This window comes from Roseateles sp. P5_E8 (genome assembly GCF_054177665.1).
Map to the genome: position 1 here is coordinate 1 of NZ_JBGCUM010000070.1, position 22,935 is coordinate 22,935.

Below are 22,935 nucleotides of genomic sequence, written 5' to 3' on the forward strand. Positions count from 1 at the left end.
GGCAACCAGCCCGGGCTTCAGCGCGTCGCCTAGCCCTGCGCCCGCGCAGCCCCTCTCGCACCGACTCCCGTCGGGCAAACAGGCCCTAAAGAGGCGTGGGAGGGGCATTGACGCAGCGGCGATGGGGCGCTCGGGAGCTGGTGGTGACAAGCCTTGCCTGGCTGGCCGGCCTGGCGCTGCTGCATCGCTGCGAGCGGCTGCCGGACGGGGTCGAGCACGCCGCCTTGGCCTCCGCCTTGGCGCTGTTTTTCGCGCTGCGCCGCAAGCACTGGCTGGCACTCGCGGGCTGCGTCGCCGTGCTCGCCTTCGCGCAGGCTGCACTGCGCGCCGAGTGGCGACTGACGCCCGAGCTGCACCCGGCCTGGGAAGGGCGTGATCTCTCAATGACGGGCCGTGTCGACTCGCTGCCCATCGCTGTGACCGGCCAGGGTGGCGTGCCCGGCTGGCGCTTCGAATTCGCCGTCGAATCCGTCGGCCCCACCGGCACGGCGCTGCCGCCCGAGGTGCCTCGGCGGCTGATGCTGCTCAGCTACGACGGCCCGCCCATCACGGCCGGCGAGCGCTGGCGCTTCACGGCACGGCTCAAGCGCGCCCATGGTCTGGCCAACCCGGGCGGTTTCGACGCCGAACTGTGGCTGTTCGAGCAGGGCCTGCGTGCCAGCGGCGTGGTGCGCTCGGCCGAGCGGCTGCAGGCCGCGCCCTGGTGGGAGATCGACGCCGCCCGGCAGCGCCTGYGCGCGGCCATCCACGAGCGCGTGGCCGACCCGGGCATGGCTGGCGTGCTGGCAGCGCTGAGCCTGGGCGACCAGAACGCCATTGCCCACGCCGACTGGGCGCTGCTGCGCGACACCGGCGTGGCCCATGCTTTCAGCATCAGCGGCCTGCATGTGACGATGTTTGCGTGGCTGGCCGCCAGCCTCGCAGGCGCGTTGTGGCGGCGCAGCGGCTGGCTCTGCCTGCGCCTGCCCGCGCCCATGGCCGCGCGCTGGGCCGGTGTGCTGGCGGCCCTGGGCTATGCGCTGTTTTCGGGCTTGGGCGTGCCGGCGCAGCGCACGGTGGTGATGCTGGCGGCCGTGGCGGGGCTGCAAGCCTTGAGCCTGCGCTGGCCCTGGCCGCTGGTGCTGCTGGCAGCCAGCGTCGTCGTCACGGCGGTGGACCCCTGGGCGGTGATGCAGCCGGGCTTCTGGCTCTCCTTCGGCGCCGTGGGCCTGCTGATGGCTGCGGGCGGTGAGCAGGCGCAAGGCTGGCGGGCGCGGCTCAAGGCGGCCTTTCGCACCCAGGCCATCGCGACGGTGGGCCTCGCGCCGCTGAGCCTGATCTGCTTTGCGCAGCTGTCCATCGTCGGACTGCTGGCCAATCTGGTGGCCATCCCGGTCATCAGCTTTCTGATCACGCCGTTGGCGCTGTTGGGCGGCGTGGCCGCGCCGCTGTGGACGCTGGCCGCCTGGCTGACGCAGTGGTTGGTGAGCGGGCTCAAGCTGCTGATGCTGTTGCCGGGTGCCGTCTTCTGGCTGCCGGCCGCGCCGTGGTGGGCGCAGGCCCTCGCGCTGCTGGGGGCGGCGCTGATCGTCATGCGCCTGCCCTGGCGGCTGCGGCTGGCCGGCCTGGCGATGACGCTGCCGCTGCTGTGGCCGGCCGTGCCGCAGCCGCCGGCCGGTGAGTTCGAGCTGCTGGCGCCCGACATCGGCCAGGGCAATGCCGTGCTGGTGCGTACCCGTGGCCATGTGCTGCTGTTCGACACCGGCCCCGTCTACGCGCCCGGCGCCGATGCCGGCGAACGCGTGCTGCTGCCGCTGCTGCGTTCGCTGGGGGTGAGGCGGCTGGACATGCTGATGCTCAGCCACCGCGACATCGACCATGTCGGCGGCGCGGCCAGCCTGCTGCAGGCCCTGCCGGTCAGCGAACTGCGCAGTTCACTGGAGCCCGGCCATGCGCTGCTGCGGACTGGGCCGGCCGAGGTGCGCTGCGAGGCCGGCCAGAGCTGGACCTGGGACGGCGTGCGCTTTGACGTGCTGCACCCGCTGGCGTYGCACTACGAGGCTGGGCTCAAGTCCAACGACCTGTCCTGCGTGCTGCGCATCACGTCGGCCTCAGGCCGGCGTGCGCTGCTGGCGGGGGACCTGGAGGCCGGGCAGGAAAAGGGACTCGTGCTGCGTCAACCGGATCTGCAATCCGATGTGCTGCTGGTGCCCCACCACGGCAGCAAGACCTCGTCCAGCGCCGAGCTGCTGGCGGCCGTGCGGCCCACGGTGGGCCTGGTGCAGGCCGGCTACCGCAGCCGCTTCGGCCACCCGGCGCCGCCGGTGCTGGCGCGCTACCAGGCAGCGGGCATCGCGGTGGAGGCCAGCCCATCCTGCGGCGCGTGGCGCTGGCAGAGCGATGGCGCCACCGCCTTGGGCCAATGCGAGCGCGAGCGCCGGCACCGCTACTGGCAGGACCGCACGCCCCTGGCCACCGGGCTGGAAGGGCCGCCGGCCCAGGAGGCGACACCGGCCGAGGTGGAGCTGGCCTTCTGAAGCCCGCCCTGCCAAACTGGCGCTGCCCCAACCCTAGAGAGATCGCATGAAGCGCCCGCAAGTCTGGATTCATCGCCTCGTCTCGTTGGGGCTGCTGTGCGTCAGCCTGACCGCGCTGGCCGGCGGCGGCAACGCCGGCAGTGGCGCCAAGGCGACCGCGGCCACCAAGGACTACGAGGTCTATCGCAGCGGCAACGTGGCCGACGCGCTGCCGCCGCAGCCTGCGACCAACCTGCTGGTGCTGATGGGTGGCGGCATCGACGTGGATGACGCCTTCCGCGCCATGATCGCCAAGGCCCGTGGCGGTGCAGCCGGTGGGGTGGACGTGGTCATCCTGCGCACCTCCGGCACCGACGGCTACAACCCCTATCTGATGGCGATGGATGGCGTGGACTCGGTCGAGTCCATCGTGTTGAAGACGCGGGCCGGTGCCAGCTCGCCTGCGGTGCTGGACCTCGTCAACCGCGCCGATGTGATCTTCCTTGCCGGCGGCGACCAATCCACCTACGTCGCGCTATGGGCCGGCACTTCGCTGGAGACGGCGATGAAGGCGGCCGTCGCGCGCCGCGTGCCGTTCGGCGGCACCAGTGCCGGCCTGGCCGTGCTGGGCCAGTTCGACTATTCGGGCGCCAACCAGTCGATCTCTTCGGCCGAGGCGCTGGCCAACCCCTATGACCGCAACGTGACGCTGGACCGCAGCTTCCTGAACGCGCTGCCCGGCATGGCCGGCGTCATCACCGACGCCCATCTCGTCACCCGCGACCGCATGGGCCGGCTGGTCAGCTTCCTGGCGCGCTTGACGGCCGATGGCTGGGCCGGCTGGCAGTCGCTGCGCGGCATCGGCGTGGACGAGCAGACGGCCGTTGTGGTCGATGGCGACATCGCCACCGTCATGGGCAACGATGACGGCCAGGGTGGCCGCACCGGCCGCGCCTATTTCCTCAAGCCCACGGTGGCGCCGACGACGGTGCAGGCCAAGAAGCCGCTGACCTTCCGCAACCTGCAGGTGGAAAAGCGCGTGGCGGGTGGCCGCTACAACCTCGCCACCTGGCCCACCGAGTCGCCCTACTTCATCTCGGTGGAGGCGGGCGCGTTGATGCCCAGCCCATACTGAAATTCACTGAATTTCACTGAGCCGGGCGGGGCGCCCGGGCGCGCTTCACGGCCTGCCCCAGTTCGATGACGGCCAGCGCGTAATAGGCCGACCAGTTGTAGCGCGTGACGACCCAGAAGTTCTGCGTGCCCAGCAGCACGGTGGTCGGCTTCTTGGGCCCGTTCTGCAGCTCGATGACGGCCAGCGCGCCGACGTGCTCGCGCGCGGCCTCGGACGGCTCGGCGCCGCCCTCCACCAGCTCGGCCGCCGTGAAGCTGGGCTTGATGTCGGGCGCCAGCAAGCGGCGCCGCGTGACGGGGTCGGCCGGCAGGCGCACGCTGTAGTGCGTGGTCTCGCCGGCCTTCCAGCCGTATTCGGACAGGTAGTGGGCCACGCTGCCGATGGCGTCCACCGGGCTGGCGATCAGGTCGATGCGGCCATCGCCGTCGAAGTCCACCGCGTGCTTGCGCCAGCTGCCGGGCATGAACTGCGGCCAGCCCAGGGCGCCGGCATAGCTGCCGCGCACGTCGGCGGCGTCCAGGCCGTTCTCGCGGCAGAGCTTGAGGAACTCGGCCAGTTCGGCGCGGAAGAAGGCCTGGCGGTCGGCGGCGCGCGGGTGCTCGGTGGGGAAGTCGAAGGCCAGCGTGGCCAGCGCGTCCAGCACCTTGAAGCCGCCGGTGATGCGGCCGTAGAAGGTCTCCACGCCGACGATGCCGACGATGACCTCGGCCGGCACGCCGTACTGGCTTTCGGCGCGGGCCAGCGCAGCCTCGTGCTCGGCCCAGAAGGCCAGGCCGGCGTCAATGCGTTTGGGCTCGATGAAGCGGTCCCGGTAGGCCGTCCAGTTCTTGGCTGTGCCTGCGGCGGCGGGCAGGATGAACTGCTTCACGCGCGGCAGGTCCAGGGCCAGGCTCAGCTGCTCGCGAAGCGCGGCGGCGTCCCAGTTTTGCGACGCCGCCAGCTCGTCGGCGAAAGCGAGCAGTTCGGCGCGTGGGCCAAGGGGTTGCGGGGGCTGGACCCTGGGCGCCGAGGTTTTGGCGTGGCGGGCTTTCGCAGAGTGGGCGGCGAGCGGTGCGGCCAATATCAGGGCGGCGGCCAGCCAGGGCAGGGGGCTGAAGACTTTCACGCGCACAGCATACGGGGCACGGGCCGCGTGAATGTCGCCTTCAGTCCACCTTGACGCGGAACTCCTGTTCGAAGACGAAGTCGCCCACGCACTGGTAGCCCGCCAACGCCTGCAGGATCTTTAGGCGGAAGAAGTCGGCCGCCTCGTTCTTCCTGTCGCCGGACGACTCCAGCACGTCGATGTCGGCCGTTTCCACGACGCCGGCGCGCGTGGAGACAGTGGCCTTGAACAAGAGTTCGCCACGCCAGTAGATGACACGCGGCACCTCGGGCTTGACCATGTGCAGGCACAGGGTCTCGTGTAGCCGTTGCAGCGGTGACGGCAGGGTGGCCCGTTCGGCCGTGCGCATGCCGATAAAGCGCATGTCCTTCGGCGGCCGCACGGGGAGGGATGACAGCGCCTCTCGCGAGGCCTTGCCGAACGCGATCTGCTGCGCGACGGCGGCGTTGACCAGCGTCGGCAGCAGTTCAGCGCCGGTCAGCGATTGCCGCAGTTCGGCCGTCGCGTTGGGGCAGCGCGTGAGCCAGGCGAGGCGTGCTTGGTCTGTGCGGTGCGCGGCCCCTGCAGCCTCCAGCGCTGCGAGCGTCTCGACATAGGCCGCCGCCTGCGTCTTCATCAGATGGGCCATGCGCAGCAGATACGGCGGCATCAGCGCAAAGCGTTCGCGGGTCAGGGCGCCGGGCTGGCACGCCGCCAGCGTGATGGCCGGCGCAAAGCTCGCCTTCATCCAGGCGGTTTCGCCGCTGGCGTCGGCGACGTCCACCGTCAGCTTCACACCGGGCGACGTCAGCAGCGCCCGCACGACCTGCACGTAGCCCATGCTCGCCGCCACCATCAGCGGCGTGCCGCCACGCGGTCCTTGAGCGGCGAGCGTAAGCGACAGATGGTTCTCGTCAGCGCGGATCAATGCCGTGATCTGCTCGGCGACGTCGCGCTCGGCATCTTCCGGCGTGCGCGTCGACTTGGCGTCTTCGAGGATCTGGCGGATGTCCACGCCCAGCCGGTCAATCAGATCGCGCGGCGTGCGCGCCGTGTCGGCACGCACCGGCGCCAGGGTGGCCGCCAGCGCCAGTGCCACGGCAGCGCATCGAAAGAGGGGCAAAGTCGTCATGCTCAATCGATCTTGAACTGGAATTCCTGCTCGAAGACGTGCTCGCCTTCGCATTCGTAGCCGGCCAGCGCCTCCAGGATGCGGGCGCGGAAGTACGGCGTCACCTCGTCCTCACGTCGGCCAGTGAACTTCAGCACGTCGATGTCGACCGTTTCGACGACGCCCGCCCGCGTGCTCGCGATCACCTTCAGCAGCACTTGGCCCTCCCATGTGATGCGGCCCTTGAGTTGCGGCAGGGGCCTCTTCACGCACGGCAGGTCGTGGATCTGCAGCAGCGCCGGGAGGCGCAGGCGCGGGGCGCGGTCGTCCGGGCTCGCGGTGAGGAACCTCATGCCCTTGGGCGGGCTGGCCGGGATGCTGTCGACGGACTGCGTCGCTGCCTTGTTGAATTCGCGCTGCCGCGCGATGGCGTGGGCGACCAGGGTCTGCAACAGGTCGCCGTCCCGCGTCAGCGCCTCGCGCAGTTCAGCCGAGGTGTTGGGGCAGCGGGCCAGCCAGGCGCGCCTGGCGGCCTCGGGCTGGAGTTCGGCACCGGCCGCTTCCAGCGCGCGCACGATGGCGCCAAGGGCCGCGCCGCGGGTCTTCAGCAGGTAGCCCATGCGGGCCAGATAGGGCGGCAGCAGCACGTAGCGTTCGCCCGTGAGCATGCCCGGCTGGCATGCCACCAAGGTCAGCGTGGGTGCGAAGCTGGCCACCATCCAGGGCGTCTCGCCAGCCTCGTTGGGGGTGTTGACCGCCAGCTTCACGCCGGGGTCGGCCAGCAGCGCCTCGACGATCTGCGCATAGCCGGCGCTGGCAGCCAACATCAGCGGCGTGCGTCCCTCGCTGTCGGGTTGGGTCAGCGACAGATGGCCTTCGGCGCTGCGCACCAGTGCAGTGATCTGCTCGGCCGCGGCGCGCTCGGCGTCATCGGGCGTCCTGCCCGCYTTGGCGTCGGCCAGGATCTGGCGGACCTCCACGTCCAGCTTGTCGATGATCTGACGCGGCGTGCGCTGTGGCTCGGCCTGGGTGGATTGCAGCGTGAGGAAGAGGCTGGCCAGCAGCGCGGCGGCGCGCCAGGAACGGGCGATGGGGAGCGGAAGGCGGATGGGCATGGGCAGGTTGGACGGGTGTCATTCGACCTTGAACTGGAACTCCTGCTCGAAGACGTGATCGCCTTCGCACTGGTAGCCCGACAGCGWACGGATGAGCGCGCCGCGGAAGTGATCGACGACGAAGGGCTGGGGTGCGTCGTCCGAAAGCACCGTGATGTCGGCGGCCTCCACGATGCCGGCGCGCGTCGCGGCCACGACGCGCAGGCGCAGGTTGCCGGTCCAGTTCAACGCGCCGGCCAGCGTGGGCCTGGGCATGCTGGGGCAGCGCAGCGACGTGATGCCGACCGGCCGGCTGGGCGTGGTGACGAATTTCATCTGTGACGACGGCCGCTGTGGGATGCTCGCCAGGCCCGCCGCGTAGGTCTTGTTGAAGCGAACCTGCCGGTCGAGCGCGTCGTTGATGAGGGTGTTCTGCAGATCGCCGTGCGCGAGCGCAGCGCGCAGCTCCGGTGCGGAGTTGGGGCAGCGCGCCAGCCATGCCCGTCGGGTTGCGTCGGCATCTCTCTCGGCGCCGGCGTCGTCCAGGGCCTGCGTGATGGCGGCGACGGTGGAGCGGCCGGAGGACATCAGCATTTCCATGCGCAGCAAATAGGGCGCGAGCAGCGGGTAGCGATCCAGCGTCAATGTGCCGGGCTGGCAGGCGACCAGCGTCATGCCGGGCGCGAACTGCGCCTTCATCCAGGCGGTCTCGCCGGCAGCGTCGGGCTGGTTGATCTGCCGTCGCACGCTGGCGTCCGTGAGCAGCGCCTTGACCACCAGCAGGTAGCTACCGCTGGCTGCCTGCATCAGCGGTGTGCGGCCCTGGCTGTCGGCTGCGGTCAGCGATTCGTGTCCGGGCGCGGCATGGATCAGCGCGGCGATCTCACCCGCCACGGCGCGCTCGGCGTCCTCCGGCGCGCGAGCGGCCGCCTTGGGCAGGTTCAGCGACCGTCGCACCTGCACGCCCAGCTTGTCGATGAGCTCGTTGGGCGTCGGGGCGGTCTCGGCGCGGGCGCATGAGAGGGTGAGCGTCAGCAGGAACAGAGCGGCAGGTTTCACGGCGGCAGGACTGCGGTGCGGCGGTGCCGGAGTGTCTACTAGCTCAGCCTTGCAACTGCCTTGTGGCGCGGTGGAATTCACCCCACGCCGGCGCCGGTGCAGCGGCCGCGTAGCGCGACCGCTCCAGCTTCTCCAGCCACTGCGCGGCGGGCTCGGCCTTCTGCCCGTGCTGCTTGCGCAACGCCCGCGCCCACGCGGCCGGGCTTTCGTGCGGCGGCAGCGTGACGCCTGCTCGCGTGAGCTGAGCGGCAATGCGCGCCCGCTGGCGGCTCCACGCATCGTGCGGCCGGCTGCTCCAGCGTATCCAGGCCATCGCGGCGACGGTGAAGGCGAGGATGACGCCGGCCAGCGCCTGGCCCAGGCCGGTCCAGTCGGGGCGTTCGAAGCCCATCTTCTTCAGCAGGTCGAACTGGTTCTGCCGCGAGTAGTTCAGCACCACCTGCTGCCAGCGGTTGTTGATGGCTTCCCAACCGCCGCGCATGGCCCGCCACAGCGTCGGGTTGAGCTGGCCCAGCACACCGGGCTGCGGCTGCAGCGCCAAGCCCCGAATGACGCGGTTGGGCGCGACGGCGGCGGTCGGGTCGCTGCGCAGCCAGCCCTTGCCGTCGACCCAGTACTCGGCCCAGGCATGGGCGTTGGCGTTGCGCACGATGAGGTAGCCGTCCTGCGGCTCGGCGTCCCAGCCCTGGAAGCCGGTGACGATGCGCGCCGGCACGCCCGCGGCGCGCATCAGCACGACGAAGGCGGAGGCGAAGTGCTCGCAGAAGCCCAGGCGCCGGTCCAGCCAGAACTCGTCGATGACGTGGGGCGATTCCTCGCCGTAGCGGCCGGGCGCCAGCGTGTAGGTGTAGTCGTTGCTGCGCACATGCTCCAGCAGCGCGCCGGCCAGCGCCTCGGCACGCAGGCCAGGCGCCAGGCTGGCAAAGCGCGGCTGCGCGGCCAGCTCGCGCGCCCAGGCGACGCTGCGCGGATTGCCGCCCGCAGGCAGTTCGACATTCCTGGCCTGCTGCAGGCGGTTCAGGCCCAGCCCCGCGCCCCAGCTGAGGTGGGCGGTGGCGGTGAGCCGCAGCCGCTCGGTGATGGGCCGAGGTGCGACCCATTGCAGCTCGGGGCCGCGCGTGAGGGTCAGGTCGGGCAGCGCCAGCTCGGTACCCGGGCCGCCGGGGCCCATTTCCAGCAGAGGCAGCACGGGGATGCGCAGCGGCTCCACCGTGACCTCGTAGCTCAGCGCGGGGCCGTTGGTGCGCAACTCGTCGCGGCCGCGCAGCCAGCTCTGGTGGGTGCTGGCGTTGGGCGCGCGCCAGGTCTTGCCATCAAAGCGGGTCAGCACCGGGCCGCGGAAGTAGCGCTGGTCGGGCGGCGGTGCGGCGCCGTCGAACTTCAACCGCATGGCGACGCTGTCGTCGTTGGCAATCTCGCTCATCGCGCCGAATTCCATCTGGTTGGACAGCCCCGTCTTGCCGATGCTCTCGGTCGGCACGCCCCACAGCGGCGCGATGCGCGGGAACAGCACGAACAGCAGCACCATGACCGGCAGGCCCAGCGCCGTGGTGCCGGCCGCACGCCGCGCGGCGATGGCGATGCTGGGCACGCCCGTGGGCATCTGCGCCAGCACGACCGCCGCCAGCAGCCCCCACAGCGAGAACAGCGCCCCGATCGCCGTCAGCAGCGACTGCGAGTACAGGAACTGCGTCAGCACCAGGAAGAAGCCGAGGAAGAACACGACGAAGGCGTCGCGGCGGGCGCGCAGCTCCATCGTCTTGAGCGCCATCAGCACGGTCAGCAGCGTGATGCCGGCCTCGCGGCCGACGAGGGTGCGGAAGGTCAGCCAGGTCAGCGCGGCATAGATGACGGCGATGCCCAGCAACCACCAGCGGCTGGGCAGCGGCCGCTGGCGCCAGGCGATCTGGCCGCGCCACAGCAGCACCAGGCCGGTCAGTGCCGTGGCCCACAGCGGCAGGTGGCTGGCATGCGGCGACATGACGGCGGTGATGACGCCGAGCAGGAAGAGGCTGTCGCGGGTGTCGCGCGGCAGGCGCTCCCACCAGGCTTGAATCCCGTTCATGCTTGAAACTCCGCCAGCCACTCCAGGCAGGTCTGGCGATGTGACGCACCCAGCGACGGCGCTAGCTCGCGGCCCGCCAGGCGCAGGCCGTAGGGCTGGCTTTGGCGCTCGGCGGCCAGCACCCAGGCGGTCAGGCGGGACAGGCGCGCCTCAACGTCGCGGCCTTGCGTGTCGCGCCAATCCAGCCAGAGGTCTTTCGCCAGCGGTGCCTCGGTCTCCCGCACCCAAAGCGGCAGGCCCTGGTCCAGCGCCAGGGCGGACTTGCGCCACAGGATCTGCTTCATCGAGTCGCCACGTCGGTAGCTGCGCACACCGGAAAAATCGGTGCCTGCGGCCGACTGGTGCGTGGACGCCGCCTCGCCCGCGCCGGCCTCAGCTTGGGTAGGGAAGGGCGCCAGCGCCGCCTCGGCCTGCGGGTAGACCCAGACCTTGCTCGCCGGCCGCCAGTAGCTCCAGGCGCGGAAGAAGCCGAGCGGGAAGCGGGTTGTGACAACGAGGCGCGGCAGCTCGCGCAGGCCGCGCTTCAAGGCCGGCAAGCGCAGCCTGAGCACGGCGTGGCCGAGGGCCGGCACGTCCACCCAGGCGGGCTCGCTTGGGCCGCTGTCGAGCTGGGCGCTGACGGCGATGCCGAAGCGCGCGCTGCCCGGGTTGTGCAGGCGCAGTTCCAGCGTGAACTCGTCGCCGGCATGCACGCCCTCGGGCGCCTTCAGGTCCATCTGCAGGCCGCGCAGGTTGGCGTGCGTGGTGTGCATGGACGCCAGCCCGGCACCAGTCAGCGCAAAGGTGAGGGCATAGCCCAGGCTCAGCTGCTCGTTGATGGACGCGAGCAGCAGCACGCCCAGCGTGCCGCAGAAGGCCAGGCCCGCCAGCGTGGGCACGATGTAGACGTTGCGCTGGGTGGTGCTATGCGTGTCGGCCGGCGCCTGGCGGGCCTGCCACCAGTACTGCCAGCGAGCGCGCAGGGCGTTGAAAACTGCCATGCGCCGCAGGATAAGCGAGCGATTTGCCCCCTTCGTGTGGACTCTTGGAGAAATGCATGCACATTCAGTAAAATGCATGCACTGATGTTGATTGGATGACGCCATGGCCATGCTCACGGTTCGCAACTTGCCCGACGACGTGCACCTTGCACTCAAGGCGCGGGCGGCCCAACACGGGCGCAGTACCGAGGCCGAGGTGCGCGACATCCTGGAAAGCGCCGTCAAGCCCGAATCGCGCTTGCGCATGGGTGAAGCCCTTGCAGCGCTTGGCCGCAAGGCCGGCCTGACCAACAAGGACGTCGAGGCCTTGGAGCGGGCGCGGGACAAGGAGCCGGCCGAACCGATGAGCCTTGAATGATCGTCCTCGACACCAACGTCGTGTCCGAGGCAATGAAGCCCGCGCCACAGCCGGCGGTGCTCGCCTGGCTGGACAGACAGGCGGCCGAAACGCTCTACCTGTCGACCGTGACTGTGGCCGAGCTGTTGTTCGGTGTCGCAGCACTGCCAGCAGGCAGGCGCAGGAACGTGCTGAAAGAGGCGGTGGACGGCATGTTGGCGTTGTTCGGTGATCGGGTACTGCCGTTCGACGTCGACGCTGCCCGGCAATATGCCGAACTGGCCATCAAGGCAAGGGCGGGCGGGCGCGGTTTCCCGACACCGGATGGCTACATCGCTGCGATTGCCGCTTCGCGCCGATTCATCGTGGCTTCACGCGACACGGCGCCCTTCATCGCTGCCGGCGTCGGTGTCGTCAGCCCCTGGGCGGTGTAGCTCAGGGCTGACGAGCCTGCGTGAGCGCCGCTAGCTCCAGCCGCAAAGCCGAGTTCTCGGCTTCGAGCGCTGCCACGCGCAGGCGCAGCGACTCCACCAAATGCTGCGGCTCGGCTGCATCGGCTGCATTGGCTGCATTGGCCACCGGCTCGGCCGCAGGCGGCCTGCGCCTGGACTCGCGCACCCGCTTGGCGGCCTGCTTGAGCTCGTCGGCCCCGGCGGCCGCTGCGGCGGCCTGTTCCTCGGCGGGCAAGGTGGCCACGGCCGCGGCCGCATTGATCGACACCGTGCCGGCCTTCACCGCTGCCACCAGCTCGGGTGCGCCCTGTTTCTGGATCTTCTCGATCAGCACCACTTGGCTGCTGCTCAGCCGCGCGGCCTTGGCCAGCGCCTCGCGCGTTTCAAGCGCCGTCGCGTCAGGCGCCTGCGGGGGGGCCTCGGCCACCGGCAACGCGGCCGCCACGGCCGCACTGCGTGCGCGCCGCTCGGCCACGATCTCGCGCTTGCGCAGCGCCAGCACGCCGCGCTGGAAGTCCGAGATGCTGCGCCGGCCCAGGTGCTGGTCGATCATCCACAGGTGGACGTCTTCCATGGACTTGAAGCGCGTGTTCTGCACCGTCTGGAAGGGCAGGCCGTGCTTGCTGCAGATGCCGTGGCGGTTGTGACCATCAACCAGCACATCGCCCCACAGCACCAGCGCATCGCGGCAGCCCTCGGTCAGGATGCTGCGCTCCAGCGCTTCGTGCTCCTCCGGCGTCAACGGGTCGATGTAGGCCTTGAGTTCTTCGTTGACGACGATGTGCATGGAGACCGGGTGCGGGGAAGCGGGAAAGGGGGCGAATTCTAGAGAGCGGCGGGAAGCTGTCGCTTGGTCGACCGACAGCTTCCGGCCGGAACCCGCCAGAGGTCGCCATCTGCTTTCGCCCGCTTCGACAACCTCGTGGGCGTTCTGATCGCGTGCTCAAATGTTGGGCATAAATCGTTAGCGATCCGTCCATAACAAGTAGGGCGCAAAAGGCCACGTCATGCTTATCTCAAGGAATACGAAGCTGCCCAGAGCACTCGCCGCGTACGGCATCGCGATCGTTCTCGGCAGCATCCCTGTTGCATCAACCGCGGCTGTGGAGCAGCGCGGTTTAGGTTCTGGGGACCCTGGGTTGAAAGTGGCTACCCGAGGAACGGAGGCCGTCGTCATCTACCGAGATGAGCCAGCAACGGTTGGCGTCGGACTCAGGGGAGGAATGATGACGCGCAGCATCGAGATCCTCATCGATCATCAATACCACTTTCAAAAGGACCGCATGGATGTCCCGAGTCAACTATTCCCGCTTGATGCAGACAGCGCCTTCGCCAGTAGCGTCGGGAAATGGAGTGCCGAGCCAAGGCATTGGGAATACTTGCCTCGCGTGTCAGTTGGGTACCGCATTTCAGATGGACAGCTCACAACTATCCCGGACGTCCAAAGAGTAGCGAGTGAAAAATATCGATTGGAGGCTGGCGAGGTCTTTCTGGGGTTCATTGACAACCGCGTCTTCTTTTGGCGCAACTTCAACCCTGCACATGTGTACTGGAGGGAGTTGGGTAATGCAGCCGTCTACAGCGCAGATTTGCCGGCCGGCGTGATCGATGTATACGGAGCTACGAGGGGCATCCAGAAAGACGTTGGGTTTGTGGTCTTTAGAAAGGCGGGTGGGCGCCTCCCGTACTCGCCGTACACGCATGACTTCATTGAAATTTCTTTCACCAAGGGCGTTTCAGCGCTTGCTCCCTAACTCAAACGTTGGACGGCGGCTTCCTGGAAGCGTGCTGAGCCTGGACCAACTTCCGCTTCGGGTGGCGGGAACTGCTGGTCGACCAGCCGCTTCAGCCCAACGCCCGATCCAGATGCGTGTAGCCCCCATCCACAAACGCCCATTGCCCCGTCGTGTGCCCCGCCCGCTCTGAGAGCAGGAAGGCCACCGTGTCGGCGATCTCCTCCGCCGTCGTCAGCCGCTGCCCGAGCGGGATGCGGCGGGCGATGTCGGCGAGCTCTGCCGCAGGATCGGGGAAGCCGTTGAGCCACTGCTGATACAGCGGCGTCATGACCTCTGCCGGGATGACGGCGTTGACGCGGATGCCGTCATTGCGCAGGGCCGCCGCCCATTCGCGGGTCAGCGACAGCAACGCGCCTTTTGAGGCGGTATAGCCGCTGGTGCCGCCCTGGCCGGTGACAGCCGTCTTTGACGAGATGTTGACGATGCTGCCGCGCGTGGCGCGCAGATGCGGCGTGCACAGATGGGCCAGCAGGTAAGCGTGCACGAGGTTGCGTTCCAGCGAGGCGCGGAAGGCCGCAGGGCCCGCGTCCAGGCCGACGCCGTCGTTGATGCCGGCGTTGTTGACGAGGCCATGGATGGCGCCGAAGTCGGCCAGCGTTTCGTCCACAGCCGCGCGGACGGCGGCTTCGTCTTCCAGCTCCAGCGCGAAGTGGCGGGCCGCGTGTTCGGCAGCGTCGCCGCGACCGAGGCTGATGGGGATCGCGCCTTCACGGGCCAGCGCCGCGCAGATCGCCAGGCCGATGCCGGCACCGCCGCCGGTGACGATGAAGACTTTGCCGCTAAGTCCGAGGTCCATGTCAGTTGCCCAAAGACGGAACACAGCCTGTAGGGCGGGTCGCGACCCGCCGTTCGATGGCGAAAACCCGACACGCGCGCCTCGATTCCGCAACCAAACGGCGGGTCATGACCCGCCCTAGGGGGCTGATTTTCATTTCATCCCCTGAACCGGTATTGCTCCAGCGACTCAGGCTTCATCGTGATCGAGAAGCCCGGCGCCTCGGGCGGCATGTAGGCCGCGCCGCGCATGACGCAGGGGTCGACGAAGTGCTCGTGCAGATGGTCCACGTACTCGATGACGCGGCCGTCGCGGGTGCCGGCGATGCAGAGGTAATCGATCATGGACAGGTGCTGCACATACTCGCACAAGCCCACGCCGCCAGCATGCGGGCAGACGGGCAGGCCCAGCTTGGCGGCCATCAGCATGACGGCCAGSAYCTCGTTGACRCCACCSAGSCGGCAGSYGTCGATCTGCACCACGTCGATSGCGCCGCGCATSATSARCTGCTTGAASASGATGCGGTTCTGGCACATCTCGCCGGTGGCGACCTGCATGGGCAGGATGGCCTGCCGAATAGCGCGGTGACCTTCGACGTCGTCGGGGCTGGTCGGYTCCTCGATGAACCAGGGCTTGGCGAAGGCCAGGTCCTTGAGCCAGTCAATGGCGACGGGCACGTCCCAGACCTGGTTGGCGTCGATCATCAGTTTGCGGTCCGGCCCCAGCACCTCGCGGGCGATGCGCAGGCGGCGGATGTCGTCCTCACGGTCACGGCCGACCTTGAGCTTGACGTGGTTGAAGCCGGCGTCCACGGCTTCCTGGCAGAGGCGGCGCAGCTTGTCGTCCGGGTAGCCCAGCCAGCCGGCCGAGGTCGTGTAGCAGGGGTAGCCCTCGCGCTCCAGCGTGGCCAGGCGCTCGGCCTTGCCGTCGGCGGCGCGGGTCAGCAGCGCCAGCGCCTCGTCGGGCGTGATGCAGTCGGTGATGTAGCGGAAGTCGATGCAGCGCACCAACTCGGCCGGGCTCATCTCGGCCACCAGTCGCCATACCGGCTTGCCTTCGGCCTTGGCCCACAGGTCCCAGACGGCGTTGACGACGGCGCCGGTGGCCAGGTGAATGGCGCCCTTGTCGGGGCCTATCCAGCGCAGTTGGCTGTCCGACGTGACATGGCGCCAGAAGCGGCCCATGTCGGCGGCGATCCAGCTCAGCTCCAGGCCGACGACAAGGTGGCGCATCGCCTCGATGGCGGCGCAGCAGATGTCGTTGCCGCGACCGATGGTGAAGGTCAGGCCGTGGCCTTCCAGCCCGGGCTGGTCGGTCTCCAGGATGACGTAGGCGGCCGAGTAGTCCGGGTCGGGGTTCATCGCGTCCGAGCCGTCGAGGTGCTGGGACGTGGGGAAGCGCACATCCACCGTGCGCAGGCCGGTGATGCGCGTGGTCATGCTGCGACGGTCTTCTGCGTCTGCACGCCCAGGCCCTGGATGCCCAGCTGCATCGTCTGGCCTGGCTTCAGGTAGAGCGGCGGCTTCTGGCCCAGGCCCACGCCGGGCGGCGTGCCGGTGGAGATGACGTCACCGGGTTGCAGGCTCATGAACTTGCTCAGGTAGCTGACGATCTGCGCCACGTTGAACACCATCGTGCGTGTGTTGCCGTTCTGGAAGCGCTTGCCGTCGATCTCCAGCCAGAGGTTCAGCTCCTGCGGATTCGGCACCTCGTCGGCTGTGACCAGCCAGGGGCCGATGGGGCCGAAGGTGTCGCAGCCCTTGCCCTTGTCCCACTGCGTACCGCGCTCGAGCTGCCATTCGCGCTCGGACACGTCGTTGACGACGCAGTAGCCGGCCACGTGTTTCATCGCGTCGGCTTCCTCGATGTAGCTGCCGCCCTGGCCGATGACGACGCCCAGCTCCACCTCCCAGTCGGTCTTGACCGAGCCGCGCGGGATCTTCACGTTGTCGTCGGGGCCGCAGATGGCGCTCGTCCACTTGGCGAAGACGACGGGCTCGGTGGGCACCGGCAGGCCGGACTCGGCGGCGTGGTCGGCGTAGTTCAGGCCGATGCAGATGAACTTGCCGACGCGGCCGACGCAGGGGCCGACGCGCAGGTCTTGCTGGGGCGTGCCTTCGACGAGTGGCAGCGTGTTGATGTCGATGCCGCGCAGGCGCTCAAGGCCGGCGGGCGTGATGACGTCACCGGCGATGTCGTCGACGAGGGCGGAGAGGTCGCGCACGCGGCCGTCGTTGTCGAGCAGGCCGGGGCGTTCCTGGCCCGGGGGGCCGTAGCGGAGGAGTTTCATGGTTTTGGTTCTCTGGTCGGAGATTGGTTTATTGGGATCAGTCGTACAAGACAGCCGCGATCTTGGGGTCGCGCAGATTGGTCTTGTCGTACCAGTAGTAGCCGGTATCGATGGCCTTGGGCAGGGTCTCGCCCTTGAGGGCCTTCACGGCGGCTTCCACCGTGCGGTAGCCGATGCCGACGGGGTTCTGCGTGATGGCGCCGGCCATCGCGCCGCTGGCGATCGCGTCCTTCTGCTGCTTGCCGGAGTCGAAGCCGACCACGACGATGGTGCTTCGCTTCATCTCGCGCACGGCGTTGACGACGCCGATGGCCGAGCCCTCGTTGGTGCCGAACAGCGCCTTCAGCTTGGGGTTGCCCTGCAGGATGGACTTGGCGACCTCGGTGGACTTGAGATGGTCGCCGCCGCCGTATTGCACGGTGACGACGCGCACCTTGGGATGCGCCGCCTTCAGCCGGTTGACGAAGCCCTCGACGCGCTCGATGCCGGTGCGGCTGGTCTGGTCATGGCCCACGACGGCCACCTCGCCCTCGTCGCCGATCAGCGCGGCGAGCTTGTCGGCTGCGAGTGCGGCGGCGGCTCGGTTGTCGGTCGACGCGGTGGTCAGCGGAATGTCGCTGTCCACGCCCGAGTCGAAGGCGATGACGGGGATCTTGGCCGCCTGCGCCTTGCGCAGCAGCGGGATGGTGGCCTTGCTGTCCAGCGCGGCGATGGCGATGGCCTGGGGCTTCTTGGCCAGCGCGGCGGCCAGCATGTCAATCTGCTTGTCCACCATGGCCTCGCTCTCGGGGCCTTCAAAGGTGACGCGGACCTTGTAGTCCTTGCCCGCCTGCTCGGCGCCGGCCTTCACGGCCTGCCAGAACTGGTGCTGGAAGCCTTTGGAGATGAGGGGGATGTAGATCGTGGGGGTCTGCGCCTGGGCCGCGTTGGCGGCCAGCAGAGCGGCGAGCAAGAGAAGGCGGCGATGCATGCGATGTCTCCGTTATTTAGTCTTTGCCGCGACGCAAGATGTCGAGGTACACCGCCAGCACGATGATGATGCCGGTCAGCGCGGTCTGCCATTCCTGGGGCACGTTGAGGATGCGCAGGCCGTTGGCCAGCACGCTCATGATGAAAGCGCCGATCAGCGTGCCCAGGACAGACCCACGGCCGCCGACCAGCGACGTGCCGCCGATGACGACGGCGGCGATGGCGTCCAGCTCGTAGCCCTGGCCCAGCGCCGGCTGCGCCGAGTTCAGCCGCGAGGCGATCAGCAGGCCGGCGATGCCGCAGATGGCGCCGCCCACCGCGTAGACGGCCACCTTCCAGCGCTTCACTTGCAGGCCCGACAGCCGCGCCGCTTCCTCGTTGCTGCCCAGCGCAAAGGCATAGCGGCCGAATAGTGTCTGGCCCAGCAGCCAGCTCGCGCCGATGGCAACCGCGAAGAGGATGAGCACAGAGTTGGGAATCGGCAGCGCGGGCAGCATGTTGCCGAGCAGCGAGTCCTGCGCTATTGATTCGAAGCCCGGTGTGTCCAGGAAGTAGATGGGCTTGCTGCCCGAGATGACGAGGGCCAGGCCCTTGAGCAGCATCATCATGCCCAGCGTGGCGATGAAGGGCGGCACGCGCAACTGCGCCACCAGCCAGCCCGACAGGCCACCGCACGCAGCGCCGCAAGCAATGGCGGCAAGGACGCCCAGCGGCAAGGGCATGCCCCAGTTCGTCAGCACGACGCCGGTGACGACGGCGCAGAAGGTCATAAGGCAGCCCACCGACAGGTCGATGCCGCCGCTGACGATGACCAGCGTGCAGGCGATGGCCAGCACGCCATTGACGGCCGTGGCCTGCAGGATGCTGACGAGGTTGTCGGTCTGCAGGAAGTTGTCGGACGTGAGGCTGAACACCAGCATCAGCGCGACAAGGCCGGCGAAGGCGAGCAGCCTTTGCAGTGCGGCGGGAGAGAAGGGGAGTGTGGTCATGCGGGTTCGGTCTCGCGGCGCGTGGCCAGCGCCATCAGCGCTTCCTGCGTGGCCTCGGCAGCGCTCAGTTCACCGCTGATGCGGCCCTCGCACATGACGAGGATGCGGTGGGCCAGGCCCAGCAGTTCGGGCAGCTCGGAGGAAATGACGATGAGGCTCTTGCCGGCCGCGGCCAGCTCGCGCAGCAGGCGGTGGATCTCGGCCTTGGCGCCCACGTCGATGCCGCGCGTGGGCTCGTCGACGATGAGGATCTCGCAGTCGCGTAGCAGCCATTTGGCCAGCGCGATCTTCTGCTGGTTGCCGCCGGACAGGCGAGCCACGGTCTGGCCGAGCGACGGCGTCTTGATGCCCAGGCGCTGCACGAAGTCCTGCGCGGCCGTCTGGCCGGCGCGGCGGTCGATCTGGCCTAACGGGCCGGTGAAGCGGGCCAGGCTGGGCAGCAGCAGGTTGGCTTCCACATCCAGCCCGGTCGCCAGGCCCAGGCCCTTGCGATCTTCGGACAGGTAGGCAATGCCGGCGTCCACCGCGTCTGCCGGGCTGCGGATGTCGACGGGCTTGCCGTTGACGAACACCTCGCCGCCGTCGCGGCGGTCGGCGCCGAAAACGAGGCGGGCCAGCTCCGTGCGCCCGGCGCCCATCAGGCCGGCCAGGCCCAGGATCTCGCCACGGCGCAGCGTGAAGGAGGCGTCGCGCACCGCGCGGCCACGGCTCAGGCGTTTTGCCTCCAGCACGACCGGCGCGGCGCTCAGGTCGGGCGCGGCGTGTGCGGTCTGCTGCAGCTCGCGGCCCACCATCAGATGGATGAGTTCGCCCATGTCCGCGCCCTGCATGCTCAGCGTGGCGATGTGCCGGCCGTCGCGCAGCACGGTGACGCGGTCGGCAATGCGCTGCAGCTCGTCCATCTTGTGCGAGATGTAGACGATGCCCACGCCGTCGGCGCGCAACTGCCGCACGACGCGGAACAGCTCCTCCACCTCGGCCGGGTTCAGCGCCGCCGTGGGCTCGTCCATGATGAGGACGCGGGCGTTCAGCGACAGCGCCTTGGCGATCTCCACCATCTGCTGCTGGGCGACGCTTAAGGCCCCGACCGTGCGGCGCGGGTCGAGGTTCAAGCCCAGGCGCTCGAAGAGGGCGCGCGTGTCGGTGAGCTGGCGGGCGTGGTCCAGCAGCCAGCCCGCGCGACGCGGTTCGCGGCCAATGAAGACATTGGCCGCCGCGCTGAGGTCGGGCATCAGCTGCAGCTCCTGGTGGATGAGGGCGATGCCGAGGTCCTGCGCCTCGCGTGGGCTGCTTGGGCGTACCGCCTTGCCGTCCAGCAGCACCTCGCCGTCATCTGCCGTGTGCACGCCGGCCAGGATCTTCATCAGCGTGGACTTGCCCGCTCCGTTCTCGCCCATCAGCGCATGCACTTCGCCGGGCTTCACGTCGAAGGAGATGCCTTGCAGCACGGTCACGCCGGCGAAGGACTTGGACAGGCCGCAGGCCTGGAGCAGCGCGCTCTGGCTGCGCGGGTGCGCTTCAACCGGCATCAGATCGTGACGCCGCCGTCGACGCTGACTGCCTGGCCGGTGATGAAGCGCGACGCATCGCTGAGCAGGAAGACCACCAGCGGCGCAATGTCGTCCACGGTCGCCAGCCGGCCCATGGGCTGGCGCGCGATGAAGTCTTTCTCCGCCTGCACCGGGTCTGCCGCTGCGGCGATGCGACCGCGCAGCGACGGCGTGTCCACCGTGCCGGGGCACAGCGCATTGCAGCGCAGGCCTTGCTTGACGAAATCGGCCGCGACCGACTTGGTCAGGCCGATGACGGCCGCCTTGGTCGTGCAGTAGGCAAAGCGGTTCGGGAAGCCCTTGATCGACGACGCCATGGACGCCATGTTCAGCACCGCGGCACCCGCGCCCGTGCGCTCGGCCTCGGCCAGCATGCCGGGAAGGAAGGCGCGCAGCATGCGCAGCATGCTCTTCACGTTGAGGTCCATGCTGAAGTCCCAGGCAGCCTCGTCGCAGTCCAGCACCGTGCCGCTATGAACGAAGCCGGCGCAGTTGAACAGGCCGTGCAGCGGTGGCAGCTCGGCCGCCAGTGCGTTGACGGCAGCCGTGTCGCGCACGTCCAGCCGCGCCGTGCGCAGGCGGGCACCGGGGCCGACCTCGGCCATCAGCGTCTCCAGGCCTTCGGTCTGGATGTCGGTGGCAATGACCTCGGCGCCGGCGGCCAGGCAGGCCAGCGCGCTGGCGCGGCCAATGCCCTGGGCGGCGGCGGTGATGAGGACGGTCTTGCCGGCGAGGGCGGGCGGCGCGGATGATGTAAGCGTTGTCACGCCCTCCAGTCTAGGTCCGACGCCTAAATTGGCCTTACCGTACAAACCCGATTGGGTGAAATTTGAATAATTGGCCTTACCGTCCCGGCGACACTCCCGGCATGATCGAACAGCTCAAAGGCTCCGACAGCCGGCGCCTCTACCACCAGATTGCCGACCAACTGCGCGAGCAGATCCGCCAGGGCCGCTACAGCGTGGGCAGCCGCCTGCCGCCGGAGCGCGAGCTGGCCATCCAGCTTGGCGTGTCGCGGCCCTCGGTGCGAGAGGCGCTGATCGCACTGGAGATTTCCGGCTGCGTGGAAGTCCGCATGGGCGCAGGCATCTATGTGCGTGGCAGCGGCGACCCCGACCCCGAGGTGACCGCAGGCCTGGGCGAGAGCCCGCTGGAGCTGATGCAGGCCCGCGTGGTGCTGGAAGGCGGCCTGATGCCGCAGGCCTGCGCGCGTGCGACGCCGGCGGGGCTGGCGGCGGTGCGTGAGGCGGTCGGTGAGATGCGTGACGCCTTCGCCGCCGGCAAATCGGCACTGGACGCCGACCGGCGCTTCCACCTTGCCATCGCGGCGATGGTGGGCAACTCGGTGCTGGAGCGGATGGTGGCCGAGCTCTTCAACGGCCGCTACAGCCCGATGTCACTGCAGCTCAGCGCGCTGGCCGACACGCATTCGAACTGGGAAGACGCACTGGCCGAGCACGAGCGCATCCTGCATGCACTCGAGGCCCACGATCCGCTGGCGGCGCAGGCGGCGATGCGCACGCATTTGCTCAATGCACAGGATCGGTGGGCGGGGAATCGGTTGAAGGGGTAGTGAGGTGATGGGCGCGCTGGTGCCCGCGACACGTCTGCCATAACAGCACAGCATCCAGACTCAACGGATTCCTCTCTGGTGGTGGCCTATCCACGCAGTGAGGCGTCGTAGCGACTCAAATCGACGCGCTCGTCGGTTGGTGACTGCAATTCGTCTTCTATCCATCGCCAGAGTGCTGCGCCTTGCAGCGCGAATGGGACGCCCGGCTGAGTCGACGCTGAAACGGTCGGGTAGATATACAGCCTCGTCGTTCGGTCGCCTAGGTCCGCGACGCGCACGACACGAAAGTCGGCCTGGCCAAGTCTTACGTCGCAGATGCGGTGCGCTATCGGACAGTCGAGATCCTCAGACGGCGCACGCCCTCCGAATTCACTCACCGCAGCCAAGAGACCTGCGTCGTCTCCGTCCGTCAGGAAGCGCTCAAATGCAGTTTGGAGAGGATCAGMCGTCAGTGTGTCGGTCATGGAAGCGCGATCGCCTCAATCATCGCCCGCACCTGCTCCCTAGCTCCCCGTCCCGCACCCGCCCTCGGCTGCAACCGGTGCGCAATGGTCTGCGGCAGGATGGCCTGGATGTCGTCGGGCGACACATAGTCCCGCCCCTGCAGCAGGGCCCGCGCCCTTGATGCTCGCAGCACGGCCAGCCCAGCACGCGGCGACAGGCCTTCGACGAACCACTGGCCGGAGCGCGTCGCGGCGATCAGCGCCTGCAGATAGTCCAGCAGCGGCGGCGCCGCGTGGATGGCTTTCACGGCGGCCTGGGCCGCGATCAGATCGGGCGTCGTCATGACGGGCTTCAGCACGCGCAGCTGCTCGCGGCTGTCCTGGCCGGTCAGCAGCTCACGCTCGGCGGCGGCGTCGGGGTAGCCCAGCGAGATGCACATCAAGAAGCGGTCCAGCTGCGACTCCGGCAGCGGGAAGGTGCCGAGCTGCTCGCTGGGGTTCTGCGTGGCGATGACGAAGAAGGGCTCGGGCAGCGGGTGGCTGATGCCCTCGATGCTGACCTGGTGCTCCTCCATCGCCTCCAGCAGCGCGCTCTGCGTCTTGGGGCCGGCGCGGTTGATCTCGTCGGCCAGCAGCACCTGGGCGAACACCGGGCCGGGGTGGAAGGCAAAGCCGTTCTTCTCGCGCTCGTAGACGCTCACGCCCAGCAGGTCGCTGGGCAGCAGGTCGGCCGTGAAC

General features: G+C 68.9%; 21 protein-coding genes. 6 read left to right on the forward strand and 15 right to left on the reverse strand.

Going from position 1 to position 22,935, the window contains the following annotated elements:
* The first annotated feature begins 143 nt into the window (after positions 1-143).
* Together ACXRVZ_RS24675 and ACXRVZ_RS24680 are read left to right on the forward strand one after the other, a co-directional pair.
* The gene (locus tag ACXRVZ_RS24675; protein WP_458232942.1) at positions 144-2,516 is read left to right on the forward strand and encodes a DNA internalization-related competence protein ComEC/Rec2; all 2,373 of its coding nucleotides are present in this window, start codon (positions 144-146) and stop codon (positions 2,514-2,516) included.
* A 46-nt stretch (positions 2,517-2,562) separates the two neighbouring features.
* Positions 2,563-3,630: a cyanophycinase gene (locus ACXRVZ_RS24680; protein ID WP_457426702.1), complete on the forward strand. Its 1,068-nt coding sequence runs from the start codon at positions 2,563-2,565 to the stop codon at positions 3,628-3,630.
* A 13-nt stretch (positions 3,631-3,643) separates the two neighbouring features.
* Here the strand turns inward: ACXRVZ_RS24680 and mltB are convergent, their stop codons facing one another.
* Genes mltB through ACXRVZ_RS24710 form a run of 6 tightly spaced genes read right to left on the reverse strand, consistent with a single transcriptional unit; the run spans position 3,644 to position 11,023 of the window.
* Complete coding sequence (gene mltB, locus ACXRVZ_RS24685; RefSeq protein ID WP_457426704.1) at positions 3,644-4,735, reverse strand: lytic murein transglycosylase B; 1,092 nt, start codon at positions 4,733-4,735, stop codon at positions 3,644-3,646.
* Between the two features lie 40 nt (positions 4,736-4,775).
* A complete protein-coding gene (locus ACXRVZ_RS24690) occupies positions 4,776-5,846 on the reverse strand; it encodes a hypothetical protein (RefSeq protein WP_457426706.1) in 1,071 nt (356 codons plus the stop codon).
* A gap of 2 nt (positions 5,847-5,848) precedes the next feature.
* Positions 5,849-6,940 carry an ankyrin repeat domain-containing protein gene (locus ACXRVZ_RS24695; protein WP_457426708.1) on the reverse strand — a complete coding sequence of 364 codons (1,092 nt, stop codon included), beginning with the start codon at positions 6,938-6,940 and terminating at the stop codon, positions 5,849-5,851.
* An 18-nt stretch (positions 6,941-6,958) separates the two neighbouring features.
* Entirely contained in the window at positions 6,959-7,978 is a 1,020-nt protein-coding gene (locus tag ACXRVZ_RS24700) for a hypothetical protein (RefSeq protein ID WP_458232943.1), read from the reverse strand.
* 43 nt (positions 7,979-8,021) lie between these two features.
* The gene (locus tag ACXRVZ_RS24705) at positions 8,022-10,043 is read right to left on the reverse strand and encodes a transglutaminase family protein (protein ID WP_457426712.1); all 2,022 of its coding nucleotides are present in this window, start codon (positions 10,041-10,043) and stop codon (positions 8,022-8,024) included.
* Positions 10,040-11,023 carry a DUF58 domain-containing protein gene (locus tag ACXRVZ_RS24710; protein ID WP_457426714.1) on the reverse strand — a complete coding sequence of 328 codons (984 nt, stop codon included), beginning with the start codon at positions 11,021-11,023 and terminating at the stop codon, positions 10,040-10,042. The genes ACXRVZ_RS24705 and ACXRVZ_RS24710 overlap by 4 nt, the downstream gene beginning before the upstream one ends.
* A 103-nt stretch (positions 11,024-11,126) precedes the next feature.
* On the opposite strand from ACXRVZ_RS24710, the gene ACXRVZ_RS24715 reads away from it, so the two are divergent.
* Together ACXRVZ_RS24715 and ACXRVZ_RS24720 are read left to right on the forward strand one after the other, a co-directional pair.
* The gene (locus ACXRVZ_RS24715) at positions 11,127-11,381 is read left to right on the forward strand and encodes a FitA-like ribbon-helix-helix domain-containing protein (RefSeq protein ID WP_457426716.1); all 255 of its coding nucleotides are present in this window, start codon (positions 11,127-11,129) and stop codon (positions 11,379-11,381) included.
* Positions 11,378-11,794, forward strand: a complete 417-nt coding sequence (locus ACXRVZ_RS24720; RefSeq protein ID WP_457426718.1) for a PIN domain-containing protein — start codon at positions 11,378-11,380, stop codon at positions 11,792-11,794. The genes ACXRVZ_RS24715 and ACXRVZ_RS24720 overlap by 4 nt, the downstream gene beginning before the upstream one ends.
* A gap of 1 nt (position 11,795) precedes the next feature.
* On the opposite strand, the gene ACXRVZ_RS24725 is transcribed toward ACXRVZ_RS24720, so the two are convergent.
* Positions 11,796-12,599 (reverse strand): plasmid replication/partition related protein, encoded by an 804-nt coding sequence (locus tag ACXRVZ_RS24725; protein WP_457426720.1) that lies wholly within the window; start codon positions 12,597-12,599, stop codon positions 11,796-11,798.
* A gap of 220 nt (positions 12,600-12,819) precedes the next feature.
* Here ACXRVZ_RS24725 and ACXRVZ_RS24730 point away from each other — a divergent pair, with 220 nt between their 5' ends.
* Complete coding sequence (locus tag ACXRVZ_RS24730) at positions 12,820-13,566, forward strand: hypothetical protein (RefSeq protein WP_457426722.1); 747 nt, start codon at positions 12,820-12,822, stop codon at positions 13,564-13,566.
* A gap of 91 nt (positions 13,567-13,657) precedes the next feature.
* Here the strand turns inward: ACXRVZ_RS24730 and ACXRVZ_RS24735 are convergent, their stop codons facing one another.
* From ACXRVZ_RS24735 to ACXRVZ_RS24765, 7 genes are all read right to left on the reverse strand, one after another.
* The gene (locus ACXRVZ_RS24735; protein ID WP_457426724.1) at positions 13,658-14,404 is read right to left on the reverse strand and encodes an L-fucose dehydrogenase; all 747 of its coding nucleotides are present in this window, start codon (positions 14,402-14,404) and stop codon (positions 13,658-13,660) included.
* A gap of 137 nt (positions 14,405-14,541) precedes the next feature.
* Complete coding sequence (locus ACXRVZ_RS24740; protein WP_458232944.1) at positions 14,542-15,822, reverse strand: L-fuconate dehydratase; 1,281 nt, start codon at positions 15,820-15,822, stop codon at positions 14,542-14,544.
* Positions 15,819-16,673 carry an ureidoglycolate lyase gene (locus ACXRVZ_RS24745; RefSeq protein WP_458232945.1) on the reverse strand — a complete coding sequence of 285 codons (855 nt, stop codon included), beginning with the start codon at positions 16,671-16,673 and terminating at the stop codon, positions 15,819-15,821. The genes ACXRVZ_RS24740 and ACXRVZ_RS24745 overlap by 4 nt, the downstream gene beginning before the upstream one ends.
* 37 nt (positions 16,674-16,710) lie before the next feature.
* A complete protein-coding gene (locus tag ACXRVZ_RS24750; RefSeq protein WP_457426274.1) occupies positions 16,711-17,643 on the reverse strand; it encodes a substrate-binding domain-containing protein in 933 nt (310 codons plus the stop codon).
* 16 nt (positions 17,644-17,659) lie between these two features.
* Complete coding sequence (locus ACXRVZ_RS24755) at positions 17,660-18,631, reverse strand: ABC transporter permease (RefSeq protein WP_457426276.1); 972 nt, start codon at positions 18,629-18,631, stop codon at positions 17,660-17,662.
* Positions 18,628-20,160, reverse strand: a complete 1,533-nt coding sequence (locus tag ACXRVZ_RS24760) for a sugar ABC transporter ATP-binding protein (RefSeq protein ID WP_457426278.1) — start codon at positions 20,158-20,160, stop codon at positions 18,628-18,630. The genes ACXRVZ_RS24755 and ACXRVZ_RS24760 overlap by 4 nt, the downstream gene beginning before the upstream one ends.
* Positions 20,160-20,948, reverse strand: a complete 789-nt coding sequence (locus ACXRVZ_RS24765; RefSeq protein ID WP_457426280.1) for an SDR family oxidoreductase — start codon at positions 20,946-20,948, stop codon at positions 20,160-20,162. The genes ACXRVZ_RS24760 and ACXRVZ_RS24765 overlap by 1 nt, the downstream gene beginning before the upstream one ends.
* A 101-nt stretch (positions 20,949-21,049) precedes the next feature.
* On the opposite strand from ACXRVZ_RS24765, the gene ACXRVZ_RS24770 reads away from it, so the two are divergent.
* Positions 21,050-21,754 (forward strand): FadR/GntR family transcriptional regulator, encoded by a 705-nt coding sequence (locus ACXRVZ_RS24770; protein WP_457426282.1) that lies wholly within the window; start codon positions 21,050-21,052, stop codon positions 21,752-21,754.
* A 460-nt stretch (positions 21,755-22,214) separates the two neighbouring features.
* Here the strand turns inward: ACXRVZ_RS24770 and ACXRVZ_RS24775 are convergent.
* Positions 22,215-22,935 (reverse strand): AAA family ATPase (locus tag ACXRVZ_RS24775; RefSeq protein WP_458232946.1); only part of this gene is annotated, 721 nt, incomplete at its 5' end.